Annotated in this window: 22 protein-coding genes; 8 read left to right on the forward strand and 14 right to left on the reverse strand. The window is 59.6% G+C overall.

Features of this window, described 5'->3' with window-relative positions:
- Window positions 1–154: 154 nt before the first annotated feature.
- Window positions 155–538 (reverse strand): COG4315 family predicted lipoprotein, encoded by a 384-nt coding sequence (locus tag ACWGZX_RS13850; RefSeq protein ID WP_452628702.1) that lies wholly within the window; start codon window positions 536–538, stop codon window positions 155–157.
- 152 nt (window positions 539–690) lie between these two features.
- On the opposite strand from ACWGZX_RS13850, the gene phoB reads away from it, so the two are divergent.
- The 3 genes from phoB (at window position 691) to ACWGZX_RS13865 (ending at window position 4213) form a co-directional block, all read left to right on the forward strand.
- Window positions 691–1380, forward strand: coding sequence for a phosphate regulon transcriptional regulator PhoB (gene phoB, locus ACWGZX_RS13855; RefSeq protein WP_007896474.1), 690 nt, complete (start codon window positions 691–693; stop codon window positions 1378–1380).
- 81 nt (window positions 1381–1461) lie between these two features.
- Window positions 1462–2748 (forward strand): phosphate regulon sensor histidine kinase PhoR, encoded by a 1287-nt coding sequence (gene phoR / locus ACWGZX_RS13860; protein ID WP_452629016.1) that lies wholly within the window; start codon window positions 1462–1464, stop codon window positions 2746–2748.
- A 124-nt stretch (window positions 2749–2872) separates the two neighbouring features.
- Window positions 2873–4213: a hemolysin family protein gene (locus tag ACWGZX_RS13865; protein ID WP_452628703.1), complete on the forward strand. Its 1341-nt coding sequence runs from the start codon at window positions 2873–2875 to the stop codon at window positions 4211–4213.
- Window positions 4214–4326: 113 nt separating this feature from the next.
- Here ACWGZX_RS13865 and ACWGZX_RS13870 read toward each other — a convergent pair whose 3' ends face one another.
- The 8 genes from ACWGZX_RS13870 to ACWGZX_RS13905 form a co-directional block, all read right to left on the reverse strand.
- Window positions 4327–5223: a peptidoglycan DD-metalloendopeptidase family protein gene (locus ACWGZX_RS13870; RefSeq protein ID WP_452628704.1), complete on the reverse strand. Its 897-nt coding sequence runs from the start codon at window positions 5221–5223 to the stop codon at window positions 4327–4329.
- 206 nt (window positions 5224–5429) lie between these two features.
- Window positions 5430–6329 carry a response regulator gene (locus ACWGZX_RS13875; protein WP_452628705.1) on the reverse strand — a complete coding sequence of 300 codons (900 nt, stop codon included), beginning with the start codon at window positions 6327–6329 and terminating at the stop codon, window positions 5430–5432.
- Window positions 6330–6497: 168 nt separating this feature from the next.
- Window positions 6498–7259 (reverse strand): phosphate signaling complex protein PhoU, encoded by a 762-nt coding sequence (gene phoU, locus ACWGZX_RS13880; RefSeq protein WP_008150055.1) that lies wholly within the window; start codon window positions 7257–7259, stop codon window positions 6498–6500.
- A 72-nt stretch (window positions 7260–7331) separates the two neighbouring features.
- On the reverse strand, window positions 7332–8165 hold the full coding sequence (gene pstB / locus ACWGZX_RS13885) for a phosphate ABC transporter ATP-binding protein PstB (RefSeq protein ID WP_201184614.1): 834 nt from the start codon (window positions 8163–8165) through the stop codon (window positions 7332–7334).
- A 184-nt stretch (window positions 8166–8349) separates the two neighbouring features.
- Window positions 8350–10020, reverse strand: a complete 1671-nt coding sequence (gene pstA, locus ACWGZX_RS13890) for a phosphate ABC transporter permease PstA (protein ID WP_223521241.1) — start codon at window positions 10018–10020, stop codon at window positions 8350–8352.
- A 15-nt stretch (window positions 10021–10035) separates the two neighbouring features.
- Window positions 10036–12318 (reverse strand): ABC transporter permease subunit, encoded by a 2283-nt coding sequence (locus ACWGZX_RS13895; protein ID WP_452628706.1) that lies wholly within the window; start codon window positions 12316–12318, stop codon window positions 10036–10038.
- Window positions 12319–12534: 216 nt separating this feature from the next.
- Window positions 12535–13536, reverse strand: a complete 1002-nt coding sequence (locus ACWGZX_RS13900; RefSeq protein WP_223521244.1) for a phosphate ABC transporter substrate-binding protein PstS — start codon at window positions 13534–13536, stop codon at window positions 12535–12537.
- 258 nt (window positions 13537–13794) lie between these two features.
- On the reverse strand, window positions 13795–15093 hold the full coding sequence (locus ACWGZX_RS13905; protein WP_223521246.1) for an MFS transporter: 1299 nt from the start codon (window positions 15091–15093) through the stop codon (window positions 13795–13797).
- Window positions 15094–15457: 364 nt separating this feature from the next.
- Here ACWGZX_RS13905 and ACWGZX_RS13910 point away from each other — a divergent pair, with 364 nt between their 5' ends.
- Both ACWGZX_RS13910 and ACWGZX_RS13915 read left to right on the forward strand, forming a co-directional pair.
- Complete coding sequence (locus tag ACWGZX_RS13910; RefSeq protein WP_007942704.1) at window positions 15458–15862, forward strand: acyl-CoA thioesterase; 405 nt, start codon at window positions 15458–15460, stop codon at window positions 15860–15862.
- Window positions 15863–15919: 57 nt separating this feature from the next.
- Entirely contained in the window at window positions 15920–16819 is a 900-nt protein-coding gene (locus ACWGZX_RS13915; RefSeq protein ID WP_452628707.1) for a D-hexose-6-phosphate mutarotase, read from the forward strand.
- Between the two features lie 85 nt (window positions 16820–16904).
- Here ACWGZX_RS13915 and ACWGZX_RS13920 read toward each other — a convergent pair whose 3' ends face one another.
- The 5 genes from ACWGZX_RS13920 to ACWGZX_RS13940 all read right to left on the reverse strand — a co-directional run bounded on the left by ACWGZX_RS13920 (window position 16905) and on the right by ACWGZX_RS13940 (window position 20695).
- Window positions 16905–17441, reverse strand: a complete 537-nt coding sequence (locus ACWGZX_RS13920) for a DUF3299 domain-containing protein (protein WP_452628708.1) — start codon at window positions 17439–17441, stop codon at window positions 16905–16907.
- A gap of 88 nt (window positions 17442–17529) precedes the next feature.
- The gene (locus ACWGZX_RS13925; protein WP_008030708.1) at window positions 17530–17775 is read right to left on the reverse strand and encodes a GlsB/YeaQ/YmgE family stress response membrane protein; all 246 of its coding nucleotides are present in this window, start codon (window positions 17773–17775) and stop codon (window positions 17530–17532) included.
- Window positions 17776–17886: 111 nt separating this feature from the next.
- The gene (locus ACWGZX_RS13930) at window positions 17887–18969 is read right to left on the reverse strand and encodes a 5-(carboxyamino)imidazole ribonucleotide synthase (RefSeq protein ID WP_452628709.1); all 1083 of its coding nucleotides are present in this window, start codon (window positions 18967–18969) and stop codon (window positions 17887–17889) included.
- 11 nt (window positions 18970–18980) lie between these two features.
- Complete coding sequence (gene purE, locus ACWGZX_RS13935; protein WP_007971731.1) at window positions 18981–19472, reverse strand: 5-(carboxyamino)imidazole ribonucleotide mutase; 492 nt, start codon at window positions 19470–19472, stop codon at window positions 18981–18983.
- A 308-nt stretch (window positions 19473–19780) separates the two neighbouring features.
- Entirely contained in the window at window positions 19781–20695 is a 915-nt protein-coding gene (locus tag ACWGZX_RS13940) for a LysR substrate-binding domain-containing protein (RefSeq protein ID WP_223521254.1), read from the reverse strand.
- A 180-nt stretch (window positions 20696–20875) separates the two neighbouring features.
- Here ACWGZX_RS13940 and aspA point away from each other — a divergent pair, with 180 nt between their 5' ends.
- The 3 genes from aspA (at window position 20876) to ACWGZX_RS13955 (ending at window position 25420) form a co-directional block, all read left to right on the forward strand.
- Window positions 20876–22300, forward strand: coding sequence for an aspartate ammonia-lyase (gene aspA / locus ACWGZX_RS13945; RefSeq protein ID WP_027926288.1), 1425 nt, complete (start codon window positions 20876–20878; stop codon window positions 22298–22300).
- A gap of 527 nt (window positions 22301–22827) precedes the next feature.
- Complete coding sequence (locus ACWGZX_RS13950; RefSeq protein WP_452628710.1) at window positions 22828–24279, forward strand: alanine/glycine:cation symporter family protein; 1452 nt, start codon at window positions 22828–22830, stop codon at window positions 24277–24279.
- Between the two features lie 136 nt (window positions 24280–24415).
- The gene (locus ACWGZX_RS13955; protein ID WP_452628711.1) at window positions 24416–25420 is read left to right on the forward strand and encodes an asparaginase; all 1005 of its coding nucleotides are present in this window, start codon (window positions 24416–24418) and stop codon (window positions 25418–25420) included.
- Window positions 25421–25482 lie beyond the last annotated feature (62 nt).

The raw sequence follows: 25482 nt of genomic DNA on the forward strand, positions 1-25482 counted from the left end.
CGCTCGGGCGCAGCAGTCGTAAAGCCTGCTCACGCGGTGTTTCAGATGTACCGCGCAGGCAAGATTTACGACTGCTGCGCCCGAGCGCGGACCGGCCGACGCAGGCTACGCCAGCTGCTACGGGGTTGCGATCCCTTGAGGTTCGCAACATCCGTTACATATGCTCGCGGACGGCGTGCCAAACATCTTTCATCTTGTCACCCTTCATTTCTCCCGGTGCCTTGTCCTTCTGGAAGTAGTAAAGCGGCTTGCCATCGTAGGCCCACTGCATCTTGCCATCGTCACGCTTGATGACTGTCCATTTACCTTCAGCCTTGGCACCTGCCGGCGCCATCATTGGCGGCCAGTATTCGGCGCACTCACCGTTGCACATCGACTTGCCGCCCGCGTCCTTGTCGTACGTGTACAACGTCATGTCCTTTTGGCCGACCATCATGCCGCCCATCATCTTCCCTGGTTCGGCGGCAAAAGCCAGTGTCGGCAGCGTTAACGCTGCAGTGACCAGCAAAGCCTTCCAGGATTGAGCAATGTAGTTCATGGAAACCTTCCTTTTGTGGTTGTCAGGATTCGGAATTAGAGCTTAGTTCAGGATCATGACAATCGCCGGCCAACTAAAATACTGTCACACGACTGCAATAATTCCGTTATCTAATGCGGCGCAAGACAGTTAAATGACAAGAGGACTAAGGCATGGTTGGCAGGAGCATTCTGATCGTCGACGACGAAGCGCCCATTCGCGAAATGATCGCCGTTGCGTTGGAAATGGCCGGCTATGACTGCCTGGAGGCCGAGAACTCTCAGCAAGCCCATGCAATCATCGTTGATCGCAAGCCGGACTTGATCCTGCTCGACTGGATGCTGCCCGGCACCTCCGGTATAGAGTTGGCCCGTCGTCTCAAGCGCGATGAGCTGACCGGGGACATCCCGATCATCATGCTCACGGCCAAGGGCGAAGAGGACAACAAGATCCAGGGCCTGGAAGTCGGCGCCGACGACTACATCACCAAACCGTTTTCCCCGCGTGAGCTGGTGGCGCGCCTCAAAGCCGTGCTGCGCCGTGCCGGTCCAACCGATGGCGAAGCGCCGATTGAAGTTGGCGGCCTGCTGCTGGACCCGATCAGCCACCGCGTAACCATCGACGGCAAACCGGCCGAAATGGGCCCGACCGAATACCGCCTGCTGCAATTTTTCATGACCCACCAGGAACGTGCCTATACACGTGGCCAGTTGCTGGATCAGGTCTGGGGGGGCAATGTGTATGTCGAAGAGCGCACCGTCGACGTGCATATCCGGCGTCTGCGCAAAGCCCTCGGCGATGCTTATGAAAATCTGGTACAAACCGTGCGCGGTACTGGCTACCGGTTTTCCACCAAGGCCTGATACTGCCCTTACCCGCCCGACAAGCTGACAAGGACGCATGTTTCCGTGAACCAAAACTGGCATGGCACCCTGATTCGCCACATGCTGTTACTGGTCACCGGTTGCCTGGTGATCGGCCTGATTACCGGCTACTACGGCTGGAGCCTCGCCGCAGGCCTGGGCATTTATCTGGCCTGGACCCTCAAGCAACTGCTGCGCCTGCACGAATGGCTGCGCCAGCACACGCCCGACGAAGCACCGCCCGACGGCTATGGCCTGTGGGGCGAGGTGTTCGACAGCATTTATCACCTGCAACGCCGCGACCAACGGGTACGCGGGCGTCTGCAAGCGGTGATCGATCGGGTCCAGGAATCCACCGCCGCACTGAAAGACGCGGTGATCATGCTCGACAGCGACGGCAACCTGGAATGGTGGAACCGCGCCGCCGAAACCCTGCTCGGCCTCAAGACCCCGCAAGACAGCGGCCAGCCGGTGACCAACCTGGTGCGCCACCCGCGCTTCAAGGAATATTTCGAGCAGGACAGCTACGCCGAACCGCTGGAAATTCCGTCGCCGACCAATGATCGGGTGCGCATTCAGCTGTACATCACCCGCTACGGCAACAACGAACACTTGATGCTGGTGCGCGACGTCACGCGCATTCATCAGCTGGAACAAATGCGCAAAGACTTCATCGCCAACGTCTCCCATGAGTTGCGCACGCCGCTGACGGTGATCTGCGGCTACCTGGAAACCTTGCTCGACAACGCCGAGGAAGTGAATCCGCGCTGGACCCGCGCCTTGCAGCAGATGCAGCAACAGGGCGGGCGCATGCAGACGTTGCTCAATGACTTGCTGCTGTTGGCCAAGCTGGAAGCCACCGATTACCCGTCGGACAACCAGCCTGTGGTGATTGACGGCTTGTTGCAGTCAATCAAGAGCGACGCCCAGCAGTTGTCTGCCCAGAAAAACCAACACATCACGCTTGAAGCCGACCCGAGGATTTTGCTCAAGGGCAGCGAAGCCGAACTGCGCAGTGCGTTTTCCAACCTGGTGTTCAACGCGGTGAAATACACCCCGGCCGAAGGCAATATCCGCATTCGCTGGTGGGCCGACGAGCAAGGCGCACATCTGAGCGTGCAGGACTCCGGGATCGGCATCGACAGCAAACACCTGCCGCGCCTGACCGAACGTTTCTACCGGGTCGACTCCAGCCGCAATTCCAACACCGGCGGCACCGGCCTGGGCCTGGCCATCGTCAAACACGTGTTGCTGCGCCACCGAGCGCGGATGGAAATCAGCAGTGTGCCGGGGCATGGCAGTACGTTTACCTGCCACTTTGCGCCGGCGCAGGTGACCAAACTGCAGGTCCTCAAGACCGCCGACTGATACCGGCCAGCACAGGCCACTAGGCAATCGCCGAGTCAGCCGCTACATTGGCTGACTTGTGCCTGCCCTTCAGGCACCGCATTTATCCCCTTTTATAAATATACGGAACCCGCAAAACTCCATCATGGACCCTTCCCCTGGCTTGACCCTCGCAACAATATTCGCCGATTTCGGCATGATTCTTTTTGCTCTGATCCTGGTTTTGCTCAACGGATTTTTCGTTGCGGCCGAATTTGCCATGGTCAAACTGCGCTCGACCCGGGTTGAGGCCATCGCTGACAAAAACGGCTGGCGCGGGCATATCCTGCGCACCGTTCACAGTCAGCTCGATGCCTACCTGTCGGCGTGCCAGCTGGGTATCACCCTCGCCTCCCTCGGCCTTGGCTGGGTCGGTGAGCCGGCGTTCGCGCACATTCTCGAGCCGGTACTGAGCGCCGTTGGCGTAGAGTCCGCCGAAGTGGTCAAGGGCGTGTCGTTCTTCACGGCGTTCTTCATCATTTCGTACCTGCACATCGTGGTCGGTGAACTGGCCCCCAAATCCTGGGCCATTCGCAAACCCGAACTGCTGTCGCTCTGGACCGCCGTGCCGCTGTACCTGTTCTACTGGGCCATGTACCCGGCGATTTACCTGCTTAACGCCAGTGCCAACACGATTCTGCGAATCGCCGGCCAGGGTGAACCCGGCCCTCATCACGAGCACCATTACAGCCGTGAAGAACTGAAACTGATCCTGCACTCCAGCCGTGGCCAGGACCCGAGTGACCAAGGCATGCGTGTGTTGGCCTCGGCCGTGGAAATGGGCGAGCTGGAAGTGGTCGACTGGGCTAACTCCCGGGAAGACCTGGTGACGCTGGAGTTCAACGCACCGCTGAAAGAAATCCTGGCGATGTTCCGTCGCCACAAGTTCAGCCGTTACCCGGTGTACGACAGCGAGCGTCAGGAGTTTGTCGGCCTGCTGCACATCAAGGACCTGTTGCTGGAACTGGCGGCGCTGGATCACATCCCCGAATCGTTCAACCTGGCTGAACTGACCCGTCCGCTGGAGCGCGTATCGCGGCACATGCCGCTGTCGCAGTTGCTGGAACAGTTCCGCAAGGGCGGTTCGCACTTCGCCGTGGTGGAAGAGGCCGATGGCAACATCATTGGCTACCTGACCATGGAAGACGTGCTGGAAGTGCTGGTCGGCGACATTCAGGACGAACACCGCAAGGCCGAGCGCGGGATCCTCGCGTACCAGCCGGGCAAACTGCTGGTGCGCGGTGATACGCCGCTGTTCAAGGTCGAACGCCTGCTGGGCATCGATCTGGATCACGTCGAAGCCGAAACCCTCGCCGGGCTGGTCTACGAAAGCCTGAAGCGCGTGCCGGAAGAGGAAGAAGTGCTGGAAGTCGAAGGCCTGCGGATCATCATCAAGAAGATGAAAGGGCCGAAGATTATTCTGGCCAAGGTGTTGATGCTCGATTGATAGACTGATTCGGCTCAGCGTCGTGCCCTTCGCTGGCAAGCCAGCTCCTACAGGCTATGCGCAGGTCCATTAGGAGCTGGCTTGCCAGCGAAGGCGTCAAGCCAGACAATCCATCACTGCTTGCCCAACACAAAGTTGGGCAACACCCCTACCGGTTGTTTGAACTGGTACGGAATCGACACCAACCCCTGTCCCGTATTGCGTTGCACCACGAAATGCAGGTGTGGCCCGGTGCTGTTGCCGGTATTGCCCGACAACCCCAATGCACTGCCCACCGTCACCTGCTGCCCCTCGCGCACACAGACCGAACCTCGCTTGAGGTGCAAATACACGCCCATTGTCCCGTCGTTGTGCAGTACCCGTACAAAATTGCCCGACGGATTAGTGCCGCGCCCGCTCTGCCCACTCTCCGTTTTCACTACCACCCCGCCACGCGCCGCGATGATCGGCGTGCCCTCCGGCATGACGATGTCCATGGCGTAGCGATTCTTCGGCCCGAAGTGACTGTATTGACCATTGGCGCCCTGGCTCACGCGAAACGGACCGCCCCGCCAGGGCAGCGGGTATCGATAGCCCACGGCGGCCCCTGAGGGGTCGCCCAAGGAATACTTGAACCTTGGGGTGTACACCAACGGCCTGCCAGCCTGCTTCGCTGTGAGCTGCGCTACACGAATGCTGCTGCGCGCCGGCAAGACCTTGCGAATAGGTCGACCCGGTGCGCCGCTGACGTTCTTCAACCCGGTGAAATCCAACCCGATCTCTACCGGTGCATACAGGTTATTGCGCACGTACACGCTGTGCACGCCGTCCTTCTTCATGAACACGAGGTACACCTGACGCTCAAGGTGCTCGTCCATGCGATCCCGAAAGACGAACACCTTTGCGCCTTTGGTGGGGCGGTCACTGTAGGAGACCACGCCATAGGCGTTGGTGGACTTGTAGACCGTCATGGCCAGCGCCGAGGTGGCGGCCATGAACAGCCCACAGAAAAACAGCAGTCGCGAGAACATGGGCGGGATTCTGTCGAGTAAGGCCTGGGATTGAGCCTAGCAGCTGCAATGGACCCGGGTAGTCGGCAGATGTTTCAAAATGGGCTGTTCAGCGGATGTGTGGTGATTTTGAGGGCCCCTTCGCGAGCAGGCTCGCTCCCACAGGAGAATGCATTCCAATGTGGGAGCGAGCCTGCTCGCGAAGACGGGCTATCTGGCGACGAAGATCACGCGCCAGGTATGAAATGCTTCTGCGCGGTACCACGAGCAATCAGGCGGGAGATGTAGTCGAGTTTCTGCGCATCCTGGTCGACAAAACGGAAGGTCAGTTGCAACCAGTCGCTGTCGGGTTTCGGCTCGTGGGCGACAACCGCATGCAGGTAACCGTTCAGACGAGCGATTTCAGCGTTCTCGCCCTGCTCCAGGTCGAGCACGGCGCTGTCGAGGACTTGTGGCAGCGTGTCGGTGCGCTTAACCACCAGCAGCGCTTCCTTGATGCTCAATGCCTTGATCACGCATTGCTGGATGCCACTTGGCAAGCGCAGCTGGCCTTGGCCGCGCCCGCTGGCAGGCGATGCGGCGGTCGCTACCTTGACCGGTGGGCTGTTGAGCAAGCCACGAGACGGTGCGGCAGTTGGAGCAGGTGCGACCACGGCAGGTTTGCCACCGGTCAATGCACTCAGGGTATCGCCGCCGAAGGCCGAGTTCATTTTGGGTGGCGTACTGCTCATCAGGGCGTCCAGTTTGCCGACCTTGTTCAGCGCCTGCTTGACCTTGGTCAGCAGTTGTTCGTTGGTGAACGGCTTGCTGACGTAGCCGGAAACGCCGGCCTGAATCGCCTGCACCACGTTCTCTTTGTCGCCACGGCTGGTCACCATCACGAAGGGCATGGTTTTGAGGTGGTCTTGCTCGCGGCACCAGGTCAGCAGTTCCAGGCCCGACATCTCCGGCATTTCCCAGTCGCACAGGACCAGGTCGAACGTTTCCTTGGCCAGCAGGGCCTGAGCCTTCCTGCCGTTGATGGCGTCTTCCGTGCGGATGCCCGGGAAGACGTTACGCAGGCATTTTTTTACCAGGTCACGAATGAACGCTGCATCGTCCACCACCAACACGCTGATCTTGCTCATCCACTATCCCTCGAAAAAAATCCCGGCAAGCCTACCGTTTTGCTGATGGCACATCGCCAAAAACCTTCAGTCACGCCGGGACTTTTCGTTCGCGGGTGCTGCTTCTAATGTCGAAAACCACACACAAAAACGCCCGGCCAAAAGACCGGGCGTTTTTCTTGGGCAGTCTTACTTATCGTCAGCTTTGCCCGGAACATTAGCGGTTTCGCCGCTTGTTCCTTCAACTTCTTCTTTCATGCGCTTGAGGCCCAGGTGACGCACGTCGGTGCCGCGCACCAGGTAAATCACCAGTTCCGAGATATTGCGCGCGTGGTCGCCGATCCGTTCCAGCGAACGCAAAACCCAGATAATGCTCAAGACCCGCGAGATAGAGCGTGGGTCTTCCATCATGTAGGTCGCCAGCTCACGCAGGGCGGTCTTGTATTCGCGGTCGATGATCTTGTCGTACTGCGCCACCGACAACGCCAGGTCGGCGTCGAAGCGGGCAAATGCGTCCAGTGCATCACGCACCATGTTGCGCACCTGGTCGCCGATGTGACGAACCTCGACGTAACCACGCGGCGCTTCGCCTTCTTCGCACAGCTGAATGGCGCGGCGGGCGATTTTGGTCGCTTCGTCACCGATGCGCTCAAGGTCGATCACCGACTTGGAGATGCTGATGATCAGACGCAAATCAGACGCCGCAGGCTGACGACGAGCCAGAATGCGCAGGCATTCTTCGTCGATGTTGCGTTCCATCTGGTTGATCTGGTCGTCGATCTCGCGAACCTGCTGGGCCAGACCGGAGTCGGCTTCGATCAGCGCGGTCACCGCGTCGTTGACCTGCTTTTCCACCAGCCCGCCCATGGCCAGGAGGTGGCTGCGCACTTCCTCCAGCTCGGCGTTGAACTGCGCGGAAATGTGGTGGGTAAGGCCTTCTTTACTAATCATGTTGGCGTCCTTGGAGCGTCCGGTAAGGTGCGGTGGGCCGCAGCGTCAGTTCAGTGAGCAACCACAGGCTTCCTAGCCGTAACGACCGGTGATGTAGTCTTCGGTCTGCTTCTTCGCCGGATTGGTGAACAGGGTATCGGTGTCGCCGAATTCCACCAGTTTGCCCATGTACATGAACGCCGTGTAGTCGGAAACCCGCGCGGCCTGTTGCATGTTGTGGGTCACGATGACGATGGTGAACTTCGATTTCAGTTCGTAGATCAGCTCTTCGACTTTCAACGTCGAAATCGGGTCGAGTGCCGAGCACGGTTCGTCGAGCAGCAGCACTTCCGGTTCCACGGCGATGGTGCGCGCGATCACCAGACGTTGCTGCTGACCACCGGACAGACCCAGTGCCGACTCATGCAGACGGTCTTTGACTTCGTCCCACAGCGCCGCGCCTTTCAACGCCCACTCAACCGCTTCGTCGAGAATGCGCTTCTTGTTGATGCCCTGGATGCGCAGGCCGTACACCACGTTTTCGTAGATGGTTTTCGGGAACGGGTTGGGCTTCTGGAACACCATGCCGACGCGACGACGCAGCTCGGCCACGTCTTCGCCTTTACGGTAGATGTTGTTGCCGTAGAGGTTGATCTCGCCTTCGACACGGCAGCCGTCAACCAGGTCGTTCATGCGGTTGAAGGTGCGCAGCAGCGTGGACTTACCGCAGCCGGACGGGCCGATGAAGGCGGTCACGCGCTGTTTCGGGATGTTCATGCTGACGTCGTACAGCGCTTGTTTGTCGCCGTAGAACAAGCTCAGGCCCGGCACTTCAATGGCCACGGTTTCCTGCTCAAGGCTCAGGCTCTGTTTGTCGCGACCCAATGCCGACATGTTGATGCCGTGGGTATGTGTTTCGTGCTGCATGGGAGGCTCCCTGTGCTAACAAATTCGGTTCGTTTAACCCCCGGCCTGTTGTTCAGACCAGCGGCTTACTCAAAATCTTTGTCTGACGCCGTATCCCTGTAGGAGCTGGCTTGCCAGCGAAGCTTTTGGCGTCAGTGAGTACGCCTTCGCTGGCAAGCCAGCTCCTACACAGGGACGGCGGCGATTAGCTATCCAGCGCTTTGTATTTCTCGCGCAGGTGGTTTCGAATGTATACGGCCGACAGGTTGAGCGTGGCGATCACCAGCACCAGCAGCAGCGCCGTGGCGTACACCAGCGGCCGTGCGGCTTCAACGTTCGGGCTCTGGAAGCCGACGTCATAAATGTGGAAGCCCAGGTGCATGATCTTCTGATCGAGGTGAAGGTACGGGTAGTTGCCATCCAGCGGCAGCGACGGCGCCAGTTTCACCACACCCACCAGCATCAACGGCGCCACTTCACCAGCGGCGCGTGCCACGGCGAGGATCATGCCGGTCATCATCGCCGGGCTGGCCATCGGCAGCACGATCTTCCACAAGGTTTCAGCCTTGGTCGCGCCGAGGGCCAACGAGCCTTCACGCACGGTGCGAGGAATCCGCGCCAGACCTTCTTCGGTGGCCACGATCACCACCGGTACTGCCAGCAATGCCAGCGTCAGGGAAGCCCAAAGCAGACCCGGCGTACCAAAGGTCGGCGCCGGCAACGCTTCAGGGAAGAACAAGCGGTCAACCGAGCCGCCGAGGACATAGACGAAGAAGCCCAGACCGAACACGCCGTAAACGATGGCAGGAACGCCGGCCAAGTTGTTCACCGCGATGCGGATAATTCGAGTCAGCGCATTCTGCTTGGCGTACTCACGCAGGTAAACCGCCGCCAGTACGCCGAATGGCGTCACGATCATCGCCATGATCAACGTCATCATCACGGTGCCGAAAATCGCCGGGAAGATCCCGCCTTCGGTGTTCGCTTCACGCGGGTCGTCGGACAGGAATTCCCAGATCTTGCTGAAGTAGAAGCCGATCTTGGTCATCGTGCCCATAGCGTTCGGCTGGTAGGCGTGAACCACTTTGCCGATACTGATTTCGACTTCTTTGCCGTTCGCATCGCGGGCCGTGAGGCTGTCGCGGTTGAACTGGGCGTGCAAGTCATTCAGACGGGCTTCGATGTCTTGATAACGTGCATTCAGCTCAGCGCGTTCGGCATCCATATCTGCTTGCGCAGCAGCGTCGAGGTGGCCGGCCAGTTCCAGTTTGCGACCGTGCAGACGAATGCGTTCCAGACCCGCGTTGATCGCGCCGATGTCGACCTTTTCCAGGGTCTTGAGCTGTGCCGCGAGCTTGTTCACACGATCAACACGCGCCTGCAGTTCCGGCCAGGCCGCTTCGCCTTCAGCGATGACTTTGCCGTCCTGTTTGACGTTGACCAGGTAACCGTAGAAGTTGCCCCACTCGCGACGCTCGATGGTCATCAGCTCAGGTGGCGTCTTTTGGTTGGTCAGCCACTCGCCGACGATCCAGGTGAAGTCGTTGCCGTTCAAGTCACGGTTGCCGACCTTGATCAGCTCACGCGTCATGAACTCCGGGCCCTGATCGGGTACCGGCAGGCCAGCGCTTTTCAGGCGCTCACGCGGCACTTCTTCCTTCTGTACCACTTCACCAATGACCAGGTGATTGGCCTGACCCGGCACGTCGTAGCTGGCGTGAATCAAATCCGCCGGCCAGAAGTGACCCAGACCGCGTACGGCAATCACCGCCAGCAGGCCAATGGTCATGATGACCGCGATGGACACCGCGCCACCGCTGATCCAGACGCCGGGGGCGCCGCTCTTGAACCATCCTTTCAGGGAGTTCTGTTTCACAGACTTCTACCTTTCTTAAAGCGACGAGTATTTCTTGCGCAGACGCTGACGAATCAGTTCTGCGAGGGTGTTCATGACGAAGGTGAACATCAGCAGCACCAGCGCCGAGAGGAACAGCACGCGGTAGTGGCTGCCGCCGACTTCCGACTCGGGCATTTCCACTGCGACGTTGGCAGCCAGTGTGCGCAAGCCTTCGAACAGGTTCATTTCCATGACAGGGGTGTTACCGGTGGCCATCAACACGATCATGGTTTCACCGACCGCACGGCCCATGCCGATCATCAGCGCCGAGAAAATGCCCGGGCTGGCGGTGAGGATCACCACGCGGGTCATGGTCTGCCACGGCGTAGCGCCAAGGGCCAGGGAGCCGAGGGTCAAACCGCGAGGCACGCTGAACACGGCGTCTTCGGCGATGGAGTAGATGTTCGGGATAACCGCGAAGCCCATGGCCAAACCAACCACCAGTGCGTTGCGCTGGTCGTAGGTGATGCCCAGGTCGTGGGAGATCCACATGCGCATGTCGCCGCCGAAGAACCAGGTTTCCATGTACGGGCTCATGTACAGCGAGAGCCAGCCCACAAACAGAATCACTGGAATCAGGATCGCGCTTTCCCAGCCGTCCGGCACTTTCAGGCGGATCGACTCAGGCAGGCGACTGAAGACGAAACCGGCTACCAGAATGCCGATCGGCAGGAGCATCAGCAGGCTGAAGATGCCCGGTAAATGCCCCTCCACATACGGCGCAAGGAACAGACCGGCGAAGAAACCGAGGATCACCGTCGGCATCGCTTCCATCAGCTCGATCACCGGCTTGACCTTGCGGCGCAAGCTCGGGGCCATGAAGTAGGCGGTGTAGATCGCAGCAGCGACGGCCAGCGGTGCAGCCAACAGCATGGCGTAGAACGCGGCCTTCAAGGTGCCGAAGGTCAGCGGAGACAAGCTCATCTTCGGTTCGAAGTCAGTGTTGGCAGCGGTCGATTGCCAGACGTATTTAGGCTCGTCGTAGTTCTCGTACCAGACCTTGCTCCACAACGCGCTCCACGACACTTCCGGGTGCGGGTTGTCCAGCAGCAGCGGCTGAATCTTGCTGCCCGCTTCGACGATGATGCGGTTGGCGCGTGGCGACATGCCGAAAATGCCTTGGCCTTCCACGACCTGATCCACCAGCAAGGTGCGGTGAGCGGTACTGTGGAACACGCCGAGTTTGCCGGAGGCGTCGAGGGCGACGAAGCCTTTGCGACGTTCTTCAGCGCTGATTTCAACAATCGGCGTAGTGCCCATCTGGAAGGTACGAATCTGCTTCAGACGCTGCTCACCATCGGGGTCGCGCGCCATGAACCACTGGGCCAGACCACCTTTGGAGTCGCCGAGGATCAGCGAGATACCGCCCACCAGTTGGGTGCTGGCGGTGATTTGCGCTTCACCGTCTTCGAGCAGTTTGTAGCGACCGTTGAGGCTCTTGTCGCGCAGGCTGAACACATCGGCCTGGGCACGACCGTTAATCACGTACAGCCACTGCTGACGCGGGTCGACGAAGATGTTCTTCACCGGCTCGGTCATCTGCGGCAGATCGATACGCTTCTGCTCATTGGTGACTTCACCGGTCATCATGTTTTCTTCGCTGGTCAGCGACAAAACATTGAGTTGCGCACCCGTGGCGCCGACCAGCATCAGGGTCGAATCGTTAGCGTTGAGACTGACATGCTCCAGCGCACCGCCCGCCTCGTTCAGCACGATCGGGGTTTCGCCGTACGGGTACTCGATGGCCGGCGAGATGGTTTTCTTGCCATCCGGGTAGCTGACTTTATACGTGTGACGGAACACCAGGGCCTGACCGTTGGACAAGCCGACCGCCACCAATGGATGACCCGGTTGGTCTTCGCCGATGGAGGTCACATGAGTGCCGGCCGGAACAGGCAGGTCGACGCGCTTGAGTTCAGCGCCACTGTCGATATCAAAGAACAGCGCCTGGCCCTTGTCGGAAACCCGCATGGCGACCTGGTTCTGTTCTTCGAGGGAGATCATCAACGGCTTGCCGGCGTCTTGCATCCAGGCTGGCGTGATGGCGTCTTTGGCGGTCAGGTCGGCGCCCTGGAACAGTGGCGCAACGACGTAAGCGAGGAAGAAGAAGATCAACGTGATCGCGCCGAGAACGGCGAGGCCGCCCACGAGGACGTACCAGCGAGTCAGGCGATCTTTGAGCGCGCGAATGCGGCGCTTGCGTTGCAGCTCAGGCGTATTGAAATCAATTCGCTTGGGGGGATTCGTAGTCATGGTGGAATTGGCCAGATCATTCATGCGCACACCCTAGCGATCCTGTATGACAGAAAGATGACAATGCAGTGACGCAACAAATCCGCCGCCAACGGGGACTGGCAGCAGACCGGAAATTTGGGGATGTAGGAGCCGGCTTGCCGGCGATGCAGTCGACTCTGATTCAACTGTTGCACCGCTGTGATGCCTTCGCCGGCAAGCCGGCTCCTACAGGTCCGGGTTTACCCCGGACCTAGGGTGTTACTTTTTTGCGACTTCAGCGCCGCCTTCCGCCAGACCCAGGTCAGCCAGTGCTTTGGCAGCAACCTTGGCCGGCAGTGGGATGTAACCGTCTTTCACCACAACTTCCTGACCCTGTTTGGACAGAATCAGTTTCACGAACTCGGCTTCCAGCGGGGCCAGAGGCTTGTTCGGGGCTTTGTTGACGTAAACGTAGAGGAAACGCGACAGCGGGTATTTGCCGTTCAGGGCGTTTTCTTCGGTGTCTTCGATGAAGTCAGTGCTGCCTTTCTTGGCCAGAGCCACCGTCTTCACGCTAGCGGTTTTGTAGCCGATGCCCGAGTAACCGATGCCGTTCAGCGAGGAGCTGATCGACTGCACGACCGAAGCCGAACCTGGTTGCTCGTTGACGTTTGGCTTGTAGTCGCCTTTGCACAGGGCTTCTTCTTTGAAGTAGCCGTAGGTGCCGGATACCGAGTTACGGCCGAACAGTTGAACCGGCTTGTTGGCCAGGTCACCGGTCACGCCCAGGTCACCCCAGGTTTTGACGTCGGTTTTAGCGCCGCACAGACGAGTGGACGAGAAGATCGCGTCGACTTGTTCCATGGTCAGGTGCTGGATCGGGTTGTCTTTGTGCACGAACACAGCCAGGGCGTCCACGGCAACCGGGATAGCGGTTGGCTTGTAACCGTACTTCTGCTCGAAGGCAGCCAGTTCGGTGTCCTTCATCTTGCGGCTCATCGGGCCCAGGTTAGAGGTGCCTTCAGTCAGCGCAGGTGGCGCAGTGGCGGAGCCAGCGGCCTGAATCTGGATGTTTACGTTCGGGTATTCTTTTTTGTAGTTCTCAGCCCACAGGGTCATGAGGTTGGCCAGAGTATCGGAGCCGACGCTGGACAGGTTGCCCGACACACCAGTGGTCTTGGTGTAGCTCGGGATAGCAGGGTCAACAGCGGCGAACGCGTTGGCAGTCGCAACGCCAGCAGCGACAAAAGTCATTGCCGCCATCAAACGCTTCAGTTTCATGCCTTACTCCTAGCAGATAGGGTGTGTTAAGTCGGGGCCAAGTATCAGCAGGCCGTGTGAACACTCTATGGCTGAAATATGACAATTGGATGAAAGGCCAGTAGTCGGGTTTTTACAGGATGATTCGCGTCGCTCCATTCGCGAGCAGGTCGAATCGTCGCACCGTCGCTCCCACAAAGGCTCTGCGGTGAGCACAGAACCATTGTAGGAGCCGGCTTGCCGGCGAAGGCGTCAGTGCAGTCAATACAAAGAGCCGGCTTAGCGCCCCTTCTTCCAGAGATACCCACCCACCACAATCCCGACCCCGCAAATGATCGCCACATAGTAGGCAGGCCCCATCGGGCTCTCCTTCAGCAGCAATGTCACCACCATCGGCGTCAGTCCACCGAAAATCGCATAGGCCAGGTTGTAGGAGAACGACAGCCCGCTAAAGCGCACCACTGCCGGGAAGGCTTTGACCATCACGTACGGCACCGCGCCGATAGTGCCCACCAGCAAACCGGTCAAGGCGTACATCGGAAACAACCAGTCCGGGTGATTGAACAGGCTGTGATAGAACGTCCAGGAACTCAGCAGCAACGCGGCACTGCCAAACACAAACACCCGACCCGCACCAAAACGGTCAGCCAAAGCGCCGGACGCCACGCACCCAAGGCTCAGGAATACAATCGCCACGCTATTGGCCTGTAACGCGGTGGTTGGCGCGAAGTGGTAAACCGTCTGCAACACGGTCGGGGTCATCAGGATGACCACGATGATGCCAGCTGACAGCAGCCAGGTCAGCAGCATGGAAATCAGGATCGCCCCGCGATGGTCACGCAATACAGCACGCAGCGGCACTTCTTCGGCCAGGGCTTTGCGCAGTTGCAGCTCGGCGAACACCGGGGTTTCGTGCAGCCAGCGGCGCAGGTAGACCGAGAACAGGCCAAACACCCCGCCCAGCAGGAACGGGATCCGCCAGGCGTAATCGGACACTTCCACCGGGGTATAAATACTGTTGATCGCCGTGGCCACCAATGAGCCCAGTAGAATGCCCGCTGTCAGTCCGCTGGTCAGGGTGCCGCAGGCGTAGCCGATATACCGTTGCGGAACGTGTTCGGAAACGAATACCCACGCGCCCGGCACTTCACCCCCAATCGCCGCGCCCTGAATCACCCGCATCAGCAACAACAGAATCGGTGCCCACATGCCGATCTGCGCGTAAGTCGGCAGCAAACCCATGATCAGGGTCGGCACCGCCATCATGAAAATGCTCAGGGTGAACATCTTCTTGCGCCCCAACAGGTCACCGAAGTGCGCCATGACAATGCCGCCCAACGGCCGCGCCAGGTAGCCGGCAGCGAAAATGCCGAAGGTCTGCATCAGGCGCAGCCACTCAGGCATATCCGCCGGGAAGAACAGCTTGCCAACCACCGTGGCAAAGAACACAAAGATGATGAAGTCGTAAAACTCCAGCGCACCGCCCAAGGCAGACAGCGATAAAGTCTTGTAATCGTTACGGGTCAACGGACGTGCGGGTTGGTTCGGCTGCGCGATGCTCGAGGGCGCTGTGGTCATGGCAAGGGCTTCTCTTATAGTCGGTTCTGCAGCCCCAATAACGCTGACGGAGGCTTGGGCAGGTCCGGCACGATAGCAAATTGTTCGAAAAAGCACATAGAGGTCGGTTTTTGACGGTCAAAATGAGAACCGGACGGTCGTCTCGGAGTCTACCGACCGATATACTCGCAATCTTGCAACACTTTGAAAGGATTGCTGTGCGAAGACGCTGCTGGCTCTACCAGTCGATTTCGCAGAGTTTCCCTTTAGGCGCCTTACGAGAAACGTGACGAACGTAGTATGTTCGGGGCTGAATCGTTTTTCTTGAAAGCGGCTATTCACCTGAAGTACCAATGAAGAGTCACGGGTCAGAGGCACCCCCGGCATGATAGAGCTCGAACAAGAAGATCCAATCCCGCAAGGCGACCTGGCCCTGCAAATCACCGCGCTCCCTCGCGAAACCAACGGCTTTGGCGATATTTTCGGCGGCTGGCTGGTGGCGCAGATGGATTTGGCCGGCACCGCCATGGCCAGCAAAGTCGCTGGCGGGCGCGTTGCCACCGTTGCGATCGACCGTATGGCGTTCCTGGTTCCAGTCGCGGTAGGCGCTCAGCTCTCCTTTTATACCCAGGCGCTGGAAATCGGCCGCAGCTCGATCAAGATGATGGTTGAAGTCTGGAGCGACGACCCGCTGTCCAGCGAGTGGCGTAAAGTGACTGAAGCCGTGTTTGTGTTCGTCGCCATCGACGGCAGCGGCCGTACTCGCTCGGTTCCGCCGCGCGCGCGTTAAACACTGCGGCCGTTTTACGGTCCATTGCAGTCATTGTTCCCGATTGAGAGTTGTCCCATGAACACGCCCAACGTTGAAGCCGTGAAACTGGATGAACTGAACTGCTGGCGCATCCGCCACGGCCAGGCCGAATTGCTGGTCGCCCAGCAAGGCGCGCACATTCTCAGTTATCAATTGGCCGGCCAACCGCCGCTGATCTGGCTCAACGATAAGGCGGTGTTCAAGGCCGGCAAGAGCATCCGCGCCGGCGTGCCGGTGTGCTGGCCGTGGTTCGGCAACCTTGCACGCAATCCGCAGAGCGTTCAGGCGATGCGTGTCAGCAACGAAGCGCCAAGCGCCCACGGTTTTGTCCGGGCGATGGATTGGGAGCTGGGCGGCATCGAAGCCGAGGGCGAAAGCCTGAAGGTGGAGTTCATCCTGCCCTACCCCGTAGGTGGTTTTCCGGGCTGGCCGCATCAGGTGGATTTGAAGCTGAGCATTCGTCTGGATGAGCAACTGCATATCAGCCTGACCAGCCATAACCAAGGCACTGACACCGTCGCCCTCAGCCAGGCACTGCACAGCTATTTTGCGGTCAGCGATGTGCGCAATGTGCACGTTGAAGGGCTGGATGGCTTGAGCTACATCGAGACGCTGGATGACTGGAAAACCGTCACTCAGACCGGTGATCTGCAGTTTACCGGCGAGACCGACCGCATCTACCTCAATACCCCGACGACGCTGAGTATCGTCGATCCGGCGTGGGAGCGGCGCATTGAGCTGACCAGCAGTGGATCGCGCGCGGCGGTGATCTGGAACCCATGGATCGAGCGTGCAGCGGCGTTCAGCGACATGGCGGACGATGGCTGGCAGCGGATGCTGTGCATTGAGACGGCGAACGTGATGGACGATGTGGTGACATTGGCGCCAGGGGCGAGCCATACCTTAGGCGTCAGCATCGGCAGCAATCCGCTTTAAAAACATCGCGGGCAAGCCATGCTCCTACAGGATATGCACTGCCCTGTAGGAGCAAGGCTTGCCCGCGATTGGTTTTATCTGACGCTTACAAATCAGACTCTTCTACTACCCTCACTTTCGCCGCATCCAGCGCATACGCCGCGTCGGCCAGATCATTGTTTACCGTCTCGATCTTCAACGTGCCAGTCACCCACAGCGGCGTGTAGATATCATCCAGCTTCAACCCCTTCGGATAGCGCACCAGCACCAACTGATTGGGCGGCGGTGGCGGCACGTGGATGCACGCGCCGGGATACGGAACAAGGAAGAACAGCGTACTGCGGCCCTTGGCGTCGGACTCCAGCGGCACCGGGTAACCACCGATGCGGATGTTCTTGTCGTTCATCGACGGCACGGTTTTGGTCGAGTACATCACCGCCGGCAAGCCCTTGCTCTGCTTCATGCCACCCTTTGCGGTAAAGGTGCCATCGCCTTCGGGCGTGTTGTGGTCGATTTCGGGCATGGCTTCGAGGGCTTTTTGGTCCGACTTGGGCATCAGTTCGAGCCAGTCGGTTTCCGGCAGTTCGCCGGCATGGGCCAAACCACTGCCCAGTAAAAGGATAGTCAACAGAAGACGGCGCATTGAGGTGCTCGGAAAAGGAAGGGCGATAAATCGCCGAGCATTCTAGCCCTCTCTGCGTGCGGCGCAGAGGGGGCTTTGTCGCTTTGGATCAGTTCTTTTTGATCAGACCGTAGATCACCAGCAATACCACGGCACCGACCAGCGCACCGATGAAACCTGCGCCTTGGCCGGCCTGGTAAATGCCCAGAGCCTGGCCGCCGTAAGTGGCCGCCAGCGAACCGCCGATACCGAGCAGGATGGTCATGATCCAGCCCATGCTGTCATCGCCCGGTTTCAGGAACCGAGCCAGCAGGCCGACGATCAAGCCGATAAAGATGGTTCCAATAATTCCCATGGCATTTCCCTCTGGTTGAAGTGGCTACGCGAAAGCCTAGTCAGACTTTGGCATCCTGCCATGAGAGAACGACGGCCCCTGAATGGTTCCGCCGCTGCCACATGAAACTATTTATTCGGCGATGAGCGCTTCGACCTTGAGGATCTGTGCCGCCAGCGTCTCGCGGTCAGCGCAGCGCAGGTTGGCGTGACCGACCTTGCGACCGGCCTTGAACGCCTTGCCGTAGTGGTGCAGATGGCAATCGGCAATCGCGATCACTTTCTCAACCGGCGGTACAACACCGATGAAGTTGAGCATCGCGCTTTCGCCGACCTTGGCCGTCGAACCCAGCGGCAAACCGGCAACGGCCCGCAGATGGTTTTCGAACTGACTGCACTCGGCGCCTTCGGTGGTCCAGTGACCGGAGTTGTGCACGCGCGGGGCGATTTCGTTGGCCTTGAGGCCACCGTCGACTTCAAAGAACTCGAACGCCATCACGCCGACATAATTCAGCTGCTTGAGCACGCGGCTGGAATAGTCTTGCGCCAAGGCTTGCAGCGGGTGATCGGTACTAGCCACGGACAGCTTGAGGATGCCGCTGTCGTGGGTATTGTGGACCAGTGGATAGAACTTGGTTTCACCATCGCGAGCACGCACGGCGATCAGCGACACTTCACCAGTGAACGGCACGAAGCCTTCCAGCAGGCAAGCAACACTGCCCAGTTCGGCGAAGGTGCCGACCACGTCTTCCGGTTTGCGCAGGACTTTCTGGCCCTTGCCGTCATAACCCAAGGTGCGGGTTTTCAACACGGCCGGCAGACCGATGGAGGCCACTGCGGCGTCCAGATCGGCTTGCGACTGAATGTCGGCGAACGCCGGGGTCGGGATCCCCAGGTCCTTGAACATGCTCTTCTCGAACCAGCGATCACGAGCGATGCGCAGGGCTTCGGCGCTCGGGTAAACCGGAACGAATTGCGACAGAAACGCCACGGTTTCGGCCGGGACGCTTTCGAACTCGAAGGTCACCAGATCGACTTCATCGGCCAGTTGACGCAGGTGGTCCTGATCGCCGTAATCGGCCCGCAGGTGTTCGCCCAACGCGGCTGCGCAAGCATCCGGCGCGGGGTCCAGGAAAGCGAAACTCATACCCAGCGGGGTGCCCGCCAGCGCCAACATGCGACCCAACTGGCCGCCACCGATTACACCGATCTTCATCGTCAACAACCTCAGGCGATGCGTGGGTCTGGATTTTCCAGGACGCTGTCTGTCTGCTCAGCACGGAAAGTTTTCAGCACCGCGTGGAACTGCGGGTGCTTGGCGCCCAGGATGCTCGCCGACAGCAGCGCGGCGTTGATCGCGCCAGCCTTGCCGATGGCCAGGGTCGCGACCGGGATGCCGGCCGGCATCTGCACGATGGAAAGCAGCGAATCGACGCCGGACAGCATCGCCGACTGCACCGGCACGCCCAGCACCGGCAGGTGGGTCTTGGCCGCACACATACCAGGCAAGTGGGCCGCACCACCGGCACCGGCGATAATCACCTCGATGCCACGGGCCTCGGCCTCTTCGGCGTACTGGAACAGCAGGTCCGGGGTGCGGTGGGCAGAGACCACTTTCACCTCGTAAGGGATGCCGAGCTTTTCCAGCATATCGGCGGTGTGGCTAAGGGTGGACCAATCGGACTTGGAGCCCATGATCACGCCAACCAGTGCACTCATCGTCGTGCCTCTTCTCTCTGGGCGCCCGCAGGCGCGTCAAAAAACAACAAGCCACGCAAAATGCGTGGCTTGTTGTACGAATTATGGCCGGGCGAACCGGCCGAAGGCCGCGCAGTATACCGTAATGACACAGATAAACAGCCCCCGTTGCGACCATCTGTCATACGGCGCAAAGTGCCGGTTTTATTGACTCGCAGGTCAGCAGACATACGTGCCATAAAACCCGCCCCTGTAGGAGCACAGCTTGCTGGCGATGGTGACTTACAGGACGCCATCGCCAGCAAGCTGTGCTCCTTACAAAGGCATCGTTAGTTGGTTGTCCCTTGGGCTGCACCGCCTTCAAGTTTGCGCCATAACAACCGCACGTTGGCCTTGCGCACCAGCGCACAACGATACAGGCGAATCTCCAGCGGCACATGCCATTGCGGGCCGCCACAGACCACCAGTTCGCCGCGAGCCAGTTCGGCACGCACGCTCAGTTGTGGCACCCAGGCAATGCCCAACCCTTCCAGTGCCATGCTTTTCAGGCTGTCTGCCATGGCGGTTTCATAAATAGTGGTAAAGCGCAGCGCACGCTGGCGCAGCAGCATGTTCACCGAACGTCCGAGAAACGCGCCGGCGCTGTAGGCGAGCAAAGGCACGCTGGCTTCGCCTTCCAGATCAAACAGCGGCTTACCCTCGGCATCCGCCGCGCAAACCGGCAGCATCTCAGTGTGGCCAAGGTGCAGAGACGGAAAGATTTCCGGGTCCATCTGCAACGCTGCATCGGGATCGTAAAACGCCAACATCAAATCGCAACCGCCCTCGCGCAAGGCATGCACCGCGTCACCGACGTTGGTTGCCACCAAACGCGTCGCGATATTCAGGCCTTCATTGCGCAACTGCGCGATCCAGCGGGGAAAGAAACCCAGCGCCAATGAGTGAGCGGCAGCGACTTGCATCACTTCGCCCTGCCCGCCTTCCAGGTGATGAAGATGACGCAGCACTTCACCCAGCTGTTCGACCACCGTCCGCGCCGTCACCAGAAACAATTGCCCCGCCGCCGTCAGCTCGACGGGCGTGCGCGAGCGATTGACCAGTTGCAGTCCCAGCGCGGCTTCAAGGCTGCGGATCCGCCGGCTGAAGGCCGGTTGTGTCACGAAGCGTCGTTCCGCAGCCTGGGAGAAGCTGCGGGTGGCGGCCAGGGCGCTGAAGTCCTCAAGCCATTTACTTTCCAGATTCATCACGTCCTCCCGGACACGCACCAATTTAGGTCACACGCTCGCCGCACACACGGCGTCACACCGACATTATGCCGAATGTGCATAGGCCAGTGTTTAACAGCATTGGCCGAAATTTCTCCACAAGCCTAGCATTTGCAGTGTTCCGGCACAGACCGGGTCCATATCGAGATGATTTCTATCATGTCCTCCGCTGCATCTTTCCGCACAGAAAAAGACCTGCTTGGCGTACTCGAAGTACCTGCACAAGCGTATTACGGCATCCAGACCCTGCGAGCGGTGAACAACTTCCGCCTCTCGGGCGTTCCGATTTCGCATTACCCGAAGCTGGTGGTCGGTCTGGCGATGGTCAAACAGGCCGCCGCTGACGCCAACCGCGAACTGGGTCACCTGAGCGAAGCCAAGCACGCTGCCATCAGCGAAGCTTGTGCACGTCTGATCCGCGGCGATTTCCACGAAGAATTCGTGGTGGACATGATTCAAGGCGGCGCTGGCACTTCAACCAACATGAATGCCAACGAAGTCATCGCCAACATCGCGCTGGAGGCCATGGGTCACCAGAAAGGCGAATACCAATACCTGCACCCGAACAACGACGTGAACATGGCGCAGTCGACCAACGACGCCTACCCGACCGCGATCCGCCTGGGTCTGCTGTTGGGTCACGACGCACTGCTGGCCAGCCTCGACAGCCTGATCCAGTCGTTTGCTGCCAAAGGTGAAGAATTCAGCCACGTACTGAAGATGGGTCGTACCCAGCTGCAAGACGCCGTGCCGATGACCCTGGGCCAGGAATTCCGTGCATTCGCCACGACCCTGGGCGAAGACCTGGCGCGTCTGAAAACACTGGCACCTGAACTGCTGACTGAAGTGAACCTGGGCGGTACTGCGATCGGTACCGGCATCAACGCCGACCCGCGTTACCAGCACCTGGCCGTTCAGCGCTTGGCATTGATCAGCGGCCAACCGCTGGTTCCGGCTGCCGACCTGATTGAAGCCACGTCCGACATGGGCGCCTTCGTATTGTTCTCCGGCATGCTCAAGCGTACCGCGGTCAAACTGTCGAAGATCTGTAACGACCTGCGTCTGCTGTCCAGCGGCCCACGCACCGGCATCAACGAAATCAACCTGCCGGCGCGTCAGCCAGGCAGCTCGATCATGCCAGGCAAGGTCAACCCGGTTATTCCGGAAGCCGTAAACCAGGTGGCGTTCCAGATCATCGGCAACGACTTGGCCCTGACCATCGCGGCCGAAGGCGGCCAGCTGCAACTGAACGTGATGGAGCCGCTGATCGCTTTCAAGATCTTCGACTCGATCCGTCTGCTGCAACGCGCCATGGACATGCTGCGCGAGCACTGCATCACCGGCATCACCGCCAACGAAGAGCGCTGCCGCGAACTGGTCGAACACTCGATCGGTCTGGTCACCGCACTGAACCCGTACATCGGCTATGAAAACGCCACCCGTATCGCCCGTATCGCCCTCGAAAGCGGCCGTGGCGTGCTGGAACTGGTGCGCGAAGAAGGCCTGCTCGACGACGCCATGCTCGCCGACATCCTGCGCCCGGAAAACATGATTGCTCCGCGTCTGGTGCCTCTGAAGGCTTAACCGAACGCAACGCCGGCTCTTGCTCTTTTAACGAAGAGCACGAAGGGTCACGCTCACCAGGTCGAGGGACTAGACACCTCTCGCCTTTTGAGGGCTTGGGGATCTATTCCCCAAGCCCTTTTTTTTACTTTTTTTCAACAACGCAGAACCTGTGGGAGCGGGCTTGCCCGCGATGAACGATAACGCGGTGTAACTGAAATACCGCGGTGCCTGCATCGCCGGCAAGCCGGTCTCACTCCTACAAAAATCTGGCTAAAAAAGTCAGGTGCTTCAAAGGCTTCGGATATCGATCGCACCGTAATCGGGCAGACGGACGGCACACTCATCGGTATAGTGCCGCCCCTCTTCGCATGAGCGGTCGTCGGTAACGAGGCTCAAACCCATGCGAAACCCGAACTAATAACAAACCTGCGATAGGGACCGGGACGAACACGCGCCTCATCTGTTGTGCCACGCGCACAGCGGTGTAACGCGATATTTCTACCTGCCCCGCATTTGCCTAAACAAAAAACAGCGAGGAATAATCCATGCTCGAAGTCATCAACGACTTCCTCTCAGGGAAAGTACTGATCGTGCTCATTGTCGGGCTCGGTAGCTACTTCACGATCCGCTCGCGTTTCGTTCAGTTACGTCACTTCTTCCACATGTTCTCGGTGTTCCGCGACAGCCTCAAAAGCAGCGCCGGACAACTCAGTTCGTTCCAGGCCCTGATGCTCAGCCTCGCCGGCCGCGTCGGCGCAGGTAACATCGCCGGTGTCGGCATCGCCGTGACCCTGGGTGGCCCAGGTGCGGTGTTCTGGATGTGGGTGACCGCGCTGGTCGGCATGTCCAGCAGCTTCTTCGAATGCTCCCTCGGCCAGCTCTACAAGCGCTGCGATGCCGACGGCACCTACCGTGGCGGCCCGTCCTACTACATTCAGCATGGCCTGCAAAAACGCTGGTTGGGCATGATCATGGCGTTCCTGTTGCTGGTGACCTTCGGGTTTGCCTTCAACGGCCTGCAATCCCACGCCGTGACTCACTCGCTGAACAACGCATTCGGCTTCGATACCACTTACAGCGGCATCGCTCTGGCGGTGTTGCTGGGCCTGGTGTTCATCGGCGGGATCAAGCGTATCGCCAAGGTCGCCGACCTGCTGGTGCCGGTGAAAACCTTGGCGTACGTCGGCGTGACCATCTATGTGATCGTGCTGCAATTCGATCAAGTACCCGGCATGTTGATGACCATCGTCAAAAGCGCTTTCGGTCTCGACCAGGCGTTTGGCGGCCTGATCGGCAGCGCCATTGTCATGGGCGTGAAGCGTGGCGTGTTCGCCAACGAAGCGGGCTTGGGCAGTGCGCCAAACGTGGCCGCCGTGGCCTCGGTCGAGCACCCGGTGGCACAAGGCGTGGTTCAGGCGTTCAGCGTGTTCCTCGACACTTTCGTGATCTGTACCTGTACCGCGCTGCTGATCCTGCTCTCGGGTTTCTACACCCCCGGCTTCGAAGGCGATGGCATTGCCTTGACCCAGAACTCGCTGGCCGCCGTGGTCGGTGACTGGGGCCGGATATTCATCTCCGTGGCCCTGTCGTTGTTCGTGTTCACCTCGATTCTCTACAACTACTACCTGGGCGAGAGCAACCTGCGCTTTTTGATCGGTGAAAACCGCAAGGCGCTGATGGGTTATCGTGCGCTGGTGCTGGTGTTGATCTTCTGGGGCGCCATCGAAAACCTGGGCACTGTGTTCGCCTTCGCCGACATCACCATGACGATGCTCGCGTTCGTGAACCTGATTGCGCTGTTCCTGCTGTTCAAGGTCGGCATGCGCATCCTGCGTGACTACGATGACCAGCGTGCGGCCGGGATCAAGACGCCGGTGTTTGATTCGAGCAAATTCGCGGATCTGGACCTCGACCTGAAGGCCTGGCCAGCCAACCCGCCAGCATCTGCCCCGACAGCAACAACTGAGCCGCAAGGCGTACCCGCAGCGCAACGCTGACCGGTAAAAACCGGGCGCATCCCCTGCGTCCGGCGTGACACAACGTGCGGCCGGCGTCATGCTCGGTCGTACGTTGTTTTGGTGTCGAGTCTGAAGCCCCCTCGCTCCCACAAGTCATCGTTTTCGGAGAACTGCCATGAATTCCTCGACCTACCCTGCCGCCCAACACGTGATGGTGCTCTACACCGGTGGCACCATCGGTATGCAAGCCAGCGCCCACGGCCTGGCTCCGGCGTCCGGCTTCGAAGCGCGGATGCGTGAATACCTGCACAGCCAGCCTGAGCTGGTGGTGCCGCAGTGGCGTTTTCGCGAGATGTCGCCACTGATCGACAGCGCCAACATGTCCCCGGCGTACTGGCAGCAACTGCACGAAGCCGTGGTCGATGCGATTGATGTGCAGGGCTGCGACAGCGTGCTGATCCTGCACGGCACCGACACCCTGGCCTACAGCGCAGCGGCCATGAGCTTTCAGTTACTCGGCCTGCACGCCCGCGTGTGTTTTACCGGCTCGATGCTGCCGGCCGGCGTGACGGACAGCGATGCCTGGGAAAACCTCAGTGGCGCGTTGGTTGCCCTCGGCCATGGCCTGGCACCGGGCGTTCATCTGTACTTCCACGGCGAACTGCTGGACCCGACGCGTTGCGCGAAGGTACGCAGTTTTGGGCGTCATCCATTCAAGCGTCTTGAGCGTCAGGGTGGCGGTGAGAAGGCTTCATCAATACCGGCGTCGCTGACCTACAACCAGCCCAAGCAACTGGCGAAAATCGCTGTGCTGCCGCTGTTCCCCGGAATCGGCGCCGAGATACTGGACGGCCTGCTCGACAGTGGGATTCAGGGCCTGGTGCTGGAGTGCTACGGCAGCGGTACCGGGCCGAGCGACAATCCGGAGTTCCTCGCCAGCCTGGAACGGGCGCGGGACAAGGGTGTTGTGGTGGTCGCGGTTACGCAATGCCATGAAGGTGGCGTCGAGCTGGATGTTTACGAGGCAGGTAGTCGGTTGCGCGGTGTCGGTGTGCTTTCTGGTGGCGGCATGACCCGTGAAACCGCGTTCGGCAAGTTGCATGCGTTGCTGGGTGCGGGGCTTGAGACGGCTGAGGTTCGGCGGTTGGTTGAACTGGATTTATGTGGCGAGCTGACCTGAAGCACCTCGGGCATTGCTGATGGACCATCAGTAACCTTTCCGCCTATTGGGCGGGAAGGCTC

Source organism: Pseudomonas sp. CLCA07 (assembly GCF_053615335.1).